The 5565-nt window shown below is 72.1% G+C and carries 6 protein-coding genes; 5 read left to right on the forward strand and 1 reads right to left on the reverse strand.

Annotation, left to right across the window (positions count from 1 at the left end; genetic code table 11):
* Window positions 1-498: 498 nt before the first annotated feature.
* On the reverse strand, window positions 499-780 hold the full coding sequence (locus tag ACLQ2X_RS28205) for an SCO4848 family membrane protein (RefSeq protein WP_425684112.1): 282 nt from the start codon (window positions 778-780) through the stop codon (window positions 499-501).
* A 114-nt stretch (window positions 781-894) separates the two neighbouring features.
* Here ACLQ2X_RS28205 and ACLQ2X_RS28210 point away from each other — a divergent pair, with 114 nt between their 5' ends.
* The 5 genes from ACLQ2X_RS28210 (at window position 895) to ACLQ2X_RS28230 (ending at window position 5380) form a co-directional block, all read left to right on the forward strand.
* A complete protein-coding gene (locus ACLQ2X_RS28210; RefSeq protein ID WP_425684113.1) occupies window positions 895-1338 on the forward strand; it encodes a PRC-barrel domain-containing protein in 444 nt (147 codons plus the stop codon).
* An 83-nt stretch (window positions 1339-1421) separates the two neighbouring features.
* Window positions 1422-1565: a hypothetical protein gene (locus tag ACLQ2X_RS28215; protein WP_425684114.1), complete on the forward strand. Its 144-nt coding sequence runs from the start codon at window positions 1422-1424 to the stop codon at window positions 1563-1565.
* Window positions 1566-1653: 88 nt separating this feature from the next.
* Window positions 1654-2712: a tryptophan--tRNA ligase gene (trpS, locus tag ACLQ2X_RS28220; protein WP_425684115.1), complete on the forward strand. Its 1059-nt coding sequence runs from the start codon at window positions 1654-1656 to the stop codon at window positions 2710-2712.
* Window positions 2713-2983: 271 nt separating this feature from the next.
* Window positions 2984-4702 (forward strand): arginine--tRNA ligase, encoded by a 1719-nt coding sequence (gene argS / locus ACLQ2X_RS28225; protein WP_425684116.1) that lies wholly within the window; start codon window positions 2984-2986, stop codon window positions 4700-4702.
* 150 nt (window positions 4703-4852) lie between these two features.
* A complete protein-coding gene (locus ACLQ2X_RS28230; protein WP_425684117.1) occupies window positions 4853-5380 on the forward strand; it encodes an alpha/beta hydrolase in 528 nt (175 codons plus the stop codon).
* Window positions 5381-5565 lie beyond the last annotated feature (185 nt).

Below are 5565 nucleotides of genomic sequence, written 5' to 3' on the forward strand. Positions count from 1 at the left end.
GAGTTCTCAAAGAACAACCACACACCAACCAGAAGCCCTGCACCGCAGAACCCCCACCTGGGGCATTCCCTACACCCGCCGCTCCCGCGCCGGGCACTCCTACTACGTTACCTCACCGTCTCTGCCGTGTCAAACCGTGTGTCCCGGTCTGTCGTGCTTCGTACGGGTCGGCGCCGCTGAGCCCGCGCAGCAGTCAACCGCTGCGCTTGATCATCGGATTTGGCAGGCCGGCCGTCCGCGAATCGCTCGCTGGCACGTCCGTTTCCCTGCCGGTCGACAACCTTACCCGGTCGGTTCCGCTCCGCCAAATCCGCCCTGCGGCGTTCCGGCGAGCCCCGCCCGGCCGCCCCCTCAGGGGATGAACATCCCCGTCCGGTTGCGGCGCCGGCCTCGGATCGGAGCCTCGGACTTGCGTCCTGTTTGCCCCGTTCCGCGCTGGCAGAGAGAAAGTTACGCGTCTGCGGGTTTGAACGTCAAATCCGCAGGAGGCGTCCCCCGTCACACCTGTTTTCCGCTCCACCTGTCAGCTCGGCGGGAGGGTCGGCGAGCAGTCAGCCAGCCGCGTACCCCGAGCACGCCGACGGTCGTGCCGATGGCCAGCGACGCGGCGATGAGCAGGGCATGCACCCAGAGGAAGCCGGTCGGGTCGCCCTCGCCGACCACGCCGGCGGACCAGGCACGCGGGTCGTTCCAGATGGCGACCGCGAACCTGGGCCAGATCGCCCAGGTCCACACGCCGACTCCGAGCAGGAACAGCGACCAGCCGCGCGACAGGACCATGGTCGGCCAGTATGCCAGCGGCACATGTGCGCAGGTCAGGGCGTTGCCGGGTTTCCCTCGTCGCACCCTCGGGCACTGTTGCGGCGTCGAGCCGATCTCTTGGAGGTGCCACCGATGCAGCCGTTCAACCCGTGGACCTGGCGCGATCCGTCCGCTCTCGCCGGCGGGTACGACCAGACCCGGCCGGGTGACGTGCCCGAGCAGCGCACCGGCGACACCGGCGACGGCCCGGACGCGCCCGGCCCCGGGACGCCGCTGGACCTGACCGACTACCGGGTGGAGGCGACGGACGGCCGGATCGGCTCGATCGACGAGGCGAACGAGGACGCGGACGCCCGCTACCTGGTGGTGGACACCGGGCCATGGATCTTCGGCAAGAAGGTGCTGCTGCCGGCCGGCACGGTCGCCCGGGTCGACCACCTCGACCGGGTGGTGCACGTGGACCGCACCCGGGAGCAGGTGAAGGAGTCGCCGGCCTTCGACCCGGATCACTTCGCCCATCCGGAGTACCGCGAGCAGGTCGGCAGCTACTACTCCGAGAGCTACCGGCAGGGCTGAGCCGGCAGCCGGTCCGCGCCGGGTGCAAGCAACCGGGCGCGGGCGGGCTGCCGCCGGCCCCGCTGACGACTAACCTGTCAGGCATGCATCGGTCGAGCACCCACGCCCCGGAGAACCGCACCGGTCTCCCGGGCTGTGCCGCCGACGGCTGCGAACAGATCCTCGACGTACTCCGTGCCGGCGGGCTGCGGTTCCGCGCCGGCGGGCGATGGCGGCGCTCACTCTGACGAGCTCGCTCCCGCGATCCGGGTGACCCCGGATCGTTGCGCGCATCCGCGCGTCCCCGCCCGTGAACGGCACGAAAGGCGTACGACCATGTCCTCCACACGCATGCTCACCGGCGACCGCCCGACCGGACGGCTGCACCTCGGCCACTACGTGGGCAGCATCGCCAACCGGGTCCGGCTGCACCAGCTCCACGACAGCTTCTTCATCATCGCCGACCTGCACATGCTCACCACGCGCAACAGCCGCGCGGACATCGAGCAGGTCGCGCCCAACGCCCGCGAGATGGTCACCGACATCCTCGCCGCCGGCGTCGAGCCGGAGCGGGCCACGTTCTATCTCCAGTCGGCGATCCCCGAGGTCGGCGACCTGAACACGCTTTTCCAGAACCTCATCACGGTGCCGCGCCTGGAACGGGTGCCGTCGCTGAAGGAGATGACCCGGGACGCCGGGAAGGACGAGATGCCGTACGGGCTGCTCGGCTATCCCGTCCTCCAGGCCGCCGACATCCTCTGCGTGCGGGGGCAGGTCGTGCCGGTCGGCAAGGACAACGCCGCGCACGTCGAGGTGACCCGCGAGATCGCCCGGCGGTTCAACCACCTGTACGGCGAGGTCTTCCCGGTACCTGAAATGATCATGTCGGAGACGCCCACACTCGTCGGCACGGACGGCGCCGGGAAGATGAGCAAGAGCAAGGGCAACGCCATCGCGCTCTCCGACGACGCGGCGACCGTGCGGCGCAAGGTGATGGGGATGTACACCGACCCGAACCGGGTCCGCGCCGACGTGCCCGGCACGGTCGAGGGGAACCCGGTCTTCGAGTTCCACGACGTCTTCAACCCGGACCGGGCGCAGGTGGCGGAGTTCAAGACGCGCTACCGGGCGGGCCAGGTCGGCGACGTGGAGGTCAAGGAGGCCCTGGTGACGGCGCTCAACCGGTTCCTCGACCCGATCCGGGAACGGCGCGCCCGCTTCGAGGCACAGCCGGGGCTGGTCGACGAACTGATCGTCGCCGGCACCGAGCGGACCCGCGCCGAGGTGCGCCGCACACTCGTCGAGGTCCGCCGGGCGATGGGCCTGAGCAGCGCGTACAGCCAGGTGCGACGACGGGCCGAGCGCTACCGCAAGGCCGCCGCCGCGTCGGCCTGAGCACCGTCCGGTCCGGGGTACGCGCTTGCGCCGAGCCCGGACCGGGCGGTTAGGCTGTCGACATGGCCAACTCGCAGGCGTACCCGACGGCGTCCCCCGACGTCCGGCTCGGCGCGCTGCGACGCCGACGGTCCCGCGACCGCCTGCGCTGAGCCTTCTCTCCTGCGACCGGCGGATCGAGCCGCCGGTCGTCATCGATCGTCCTCGCTCCGTCGCCGTCGCCGTCCCATCCGGTGATCCGCGCGGCGGATCGAGCGAGATCGGCGTACCCATGGATCTTGAAAAGTTGCTTGCCGACCGGCTGGCGCCCGCGTTCGCGACGGTGGCCGGCGAGCCGGTGGACCCGGCCGTGCGGCGCTCGCAGCACGCGGACTTCCAGTCCGACGCGGCGCTGGGCCTGGCCCGGCGGCTCGGCCGTCCGCCGCGGGAGATCGCCGCCGAGGTACGGGAACACGCGGCGCTCGCCGACCTGTGCGCGACCGTCGAGGTGTCCGGCCCGGGGTTCCTCAACCTGACCGTGGCCGACGGCGCGCTCGGTGGCCTGGTCTCCGCGCTGGCCGCCGACCCGCGGCTCGGCGTGCCGGTGGCCGCCGAGCCGGAGACCGTGGTGGTCGACTACTCGGCGCCGAACGTGGCGAAGGAGATGCACGTCGGCCACCTGCGCTCGACGGTGATCGGGGACGCGGCGGCGCGGACACTGGACTGGCTCGGACACCGGGTGCTGCGCGCCAACCACCTGGGCGACTGGGGCACCCCGTTCGGGATGCTGATCGAGCACCTGGTCGACCTGGGTGAGTCGGAGGCGGCGCGGGAACTGTCCATGGGCGACCTGGACGGCTTCTACCAGGCGGCCCGGGTGAAGTTCGACGCGGACGCGACGTTCCAGGAGCGGTCCCGGCGGCGGGTGGTGGCGTTGCAGGGCGGCGACCCGGCGACGCTGCGATGGTGGCGGCTGCTGGTGACGCAGTCGGAGAGCTACTTCCTGACCGTGTACGACCTGCTCGACGTCACGCTGTCCGCGGCCGACTTCCGGGGCGAGAGCAGCTATCACGACCTGCTCGCGCCGACGGTCGAGGAGCTGGACCGGCTCGGGCTGCTGCGGCGCAGCGACGGCGCGGACTGCGTGTTCCCGCCCGGTTCGGTGGGACGCGACGGCGAACCGCTGCCGCTCATCGTGCGCAAGTCCGACGGCGGGTACGGCTATCCGGCCACCGATCTGGCGGCGCTGCGGCACCGCACCGGCACGCTCGGCGCGACCCGGCTGCTCTACGTGGTCGGTCTGCCGCAGCGGCGGCACTTCGAGATGGTCTTCGCCGCCGCCGCGCAGGCCGGTTGGCTGGCCGCACCGGTGCGGGCCGAGCACGTCGGGTTCGGCTCGATCCTCGGCCCGGACGGGCGGATGCTGCGCAGCCGGGCCGGCGGGTCGGTGAAGCTGGTCGGGTTGCTCACCGAGGCGGTGGAGCGGGCCACCGCGCTCGCCCGGGAACGCAATCCGGAACTGGGCGAGGCGGAGGCCGCCGAGGTGGGACGCGCGGTCGGCATCGGCGCGATCAAGTACGCCGACCTGTCCGGGGACCGGCACAAGGACTACGTGCTGGACTGGGAGCGGATGCTGGCGCTGGACGGCAACACCGCACCGTACCTCCAGTACGCGTACTCCCGGGTCCGGTCGATCTTCCGGCGGGCCGGTGTGGCGGCACGGCCGGACGCCGGCCTCCTGCTCGCCGAGCCGGCCGAGCGGGCGCTCGCGATGGAGCTGGTCGGCTTCGCACCGGTGGTCGAGGAGGTGGCGGGCAGCCTGGAGTTCCACCACCTGACCGGCTATCTGAACCGGCTCGCCGTGGCGTTCAGCGCGTTCTACGAACGCTGTCCGGTGCTGCGGGCCGAGGGACCGGTGCGGGAGAGCCGGCTGGTGCTGTGCGACCTGACCGCGAGGGTGCTGCGGCAGGGCCTGGACCTGATCGGCATCCGCACCCCGGAGCGGCTGTGAGCAGTGCCGGTCAGCGGGGCGGCCAGGACTGCACCTCGACCAGGTTGGCCCCCGGGGTCGCGCAGGCAGGCGGACCGGAACGAGTCCGCGGAACAGATCTCCGGGCGGGGCGCTAGCGTGACACATCGATCGGACGAGCGGGAGGCGATCATGGCGGATCGGCGGGCGGTCCTCGCCCCGGGCCGGGGTTACGACACCAGGGGTCCGCTCTTCGTCTATCTCGGCGAGGCGTTGCGGCGGCTCGGCTTCGACGTGCACGAGGTGACGTGGCGCTCGCTGGGCGATCTGCGCCTCGACGCCGCACCCGCCTGGGTGGCCGAGCAACTCGACCCGGTGCTGGACAGCGGCGTCGATCTGCTGGTGGGCAAGTCGCTCGGCAGTTTCGCCGCCCCGCTCGCCGCCGACCGGGGCATCCCCGCGGTCTGGTTGACGCCGCTGCTGACCGACCCCGCCGTACGGGAGTCGCTGGGCCGGTCCACCGCGCCGTTCCTGCTGGCCGGCGGCACCGCCGACCGCGTCTGGGACGGCACCGTGGCGCGCCGGCTCACCCCGCACGTGGTGGAGGTCGCCGACGCCGACCACTCGATCATGGTGCCCGGGCCGCTGGCCGCCTCGGCCGACGCGCTCGGGCGGGTCTGCACCGCGGTGGAGGAGTTCGTCCGGACCCTCGGCAGCTGACGCCGGCCCGCCGCCGTGTGACCGTCCGGGTCGGATCGGTCGACGACACCGTCGAGGACCGGCCTCCCGTACGGGGAGACCGGTCCTCGACCCGGTGTGGTCGGTCAGCGTTGCAGGGTGAGTAGTCCGGGTCGGTAGGGCAGGAGGCCGTAGTCGCCGCCGGAGTTGGGCGAGCGGCCCTGGTA

Source organism: Micromonospora sp. DT31 (assembly GCF_049841795.1).
Taxonomy (GTDB): domain Bacteria; phylum Actinomycetota; class Actinomycetes; order Mycobacteriales; family Micromonosporaceae; genus Micromonospora.

Bases quoted from the DNA above. Each gene is read 5' to 3' on its own strand.
- argS (WP_425684116.1), top strand. From the start codon at position 2,984: ATGGATCTTGAAAAGTTGCTTGCCGACCGGCTGGCGCCCGCGTTCGCG.
- ACLQ2X_RS28205 (WP_425684112.1), bottom strand. From the start codon at position 780: ATGGTCCTGTCGCGCGGCTGGTCGCTGTTCCTGCTCGGAGTCGGCGTG.
- ACLQ2X_RS28215 (WP_425684114.1), top strand. From the start codon at position 1,422: ATGCATCGGTCGAGCACCCACGCCCCGGAGAACCGCACCGGTCTCCCG.
- trpS (WP_425684115.1), top strand. From the start codon at position 1,654: ATGTCCTCCACACGCATGCTCACCGGCGACCGCCCGACCGGACGGCTG.
- ACLQ2X_RS28210 (WP_425684113.1), top strand. From the start codon at position 895: ATGCAGCCGTTCAACCCGTGGACCTGGCGCGATCCGTCCGCTCTCGCC.
- ACLQ2X_RS28230 (WP_425684117.1), top strand. From the start codon at position 4,853: ATGGCGGATCGGCGGGCGGTCCTCGCCCCGGGCCGGGGTTACGACACC.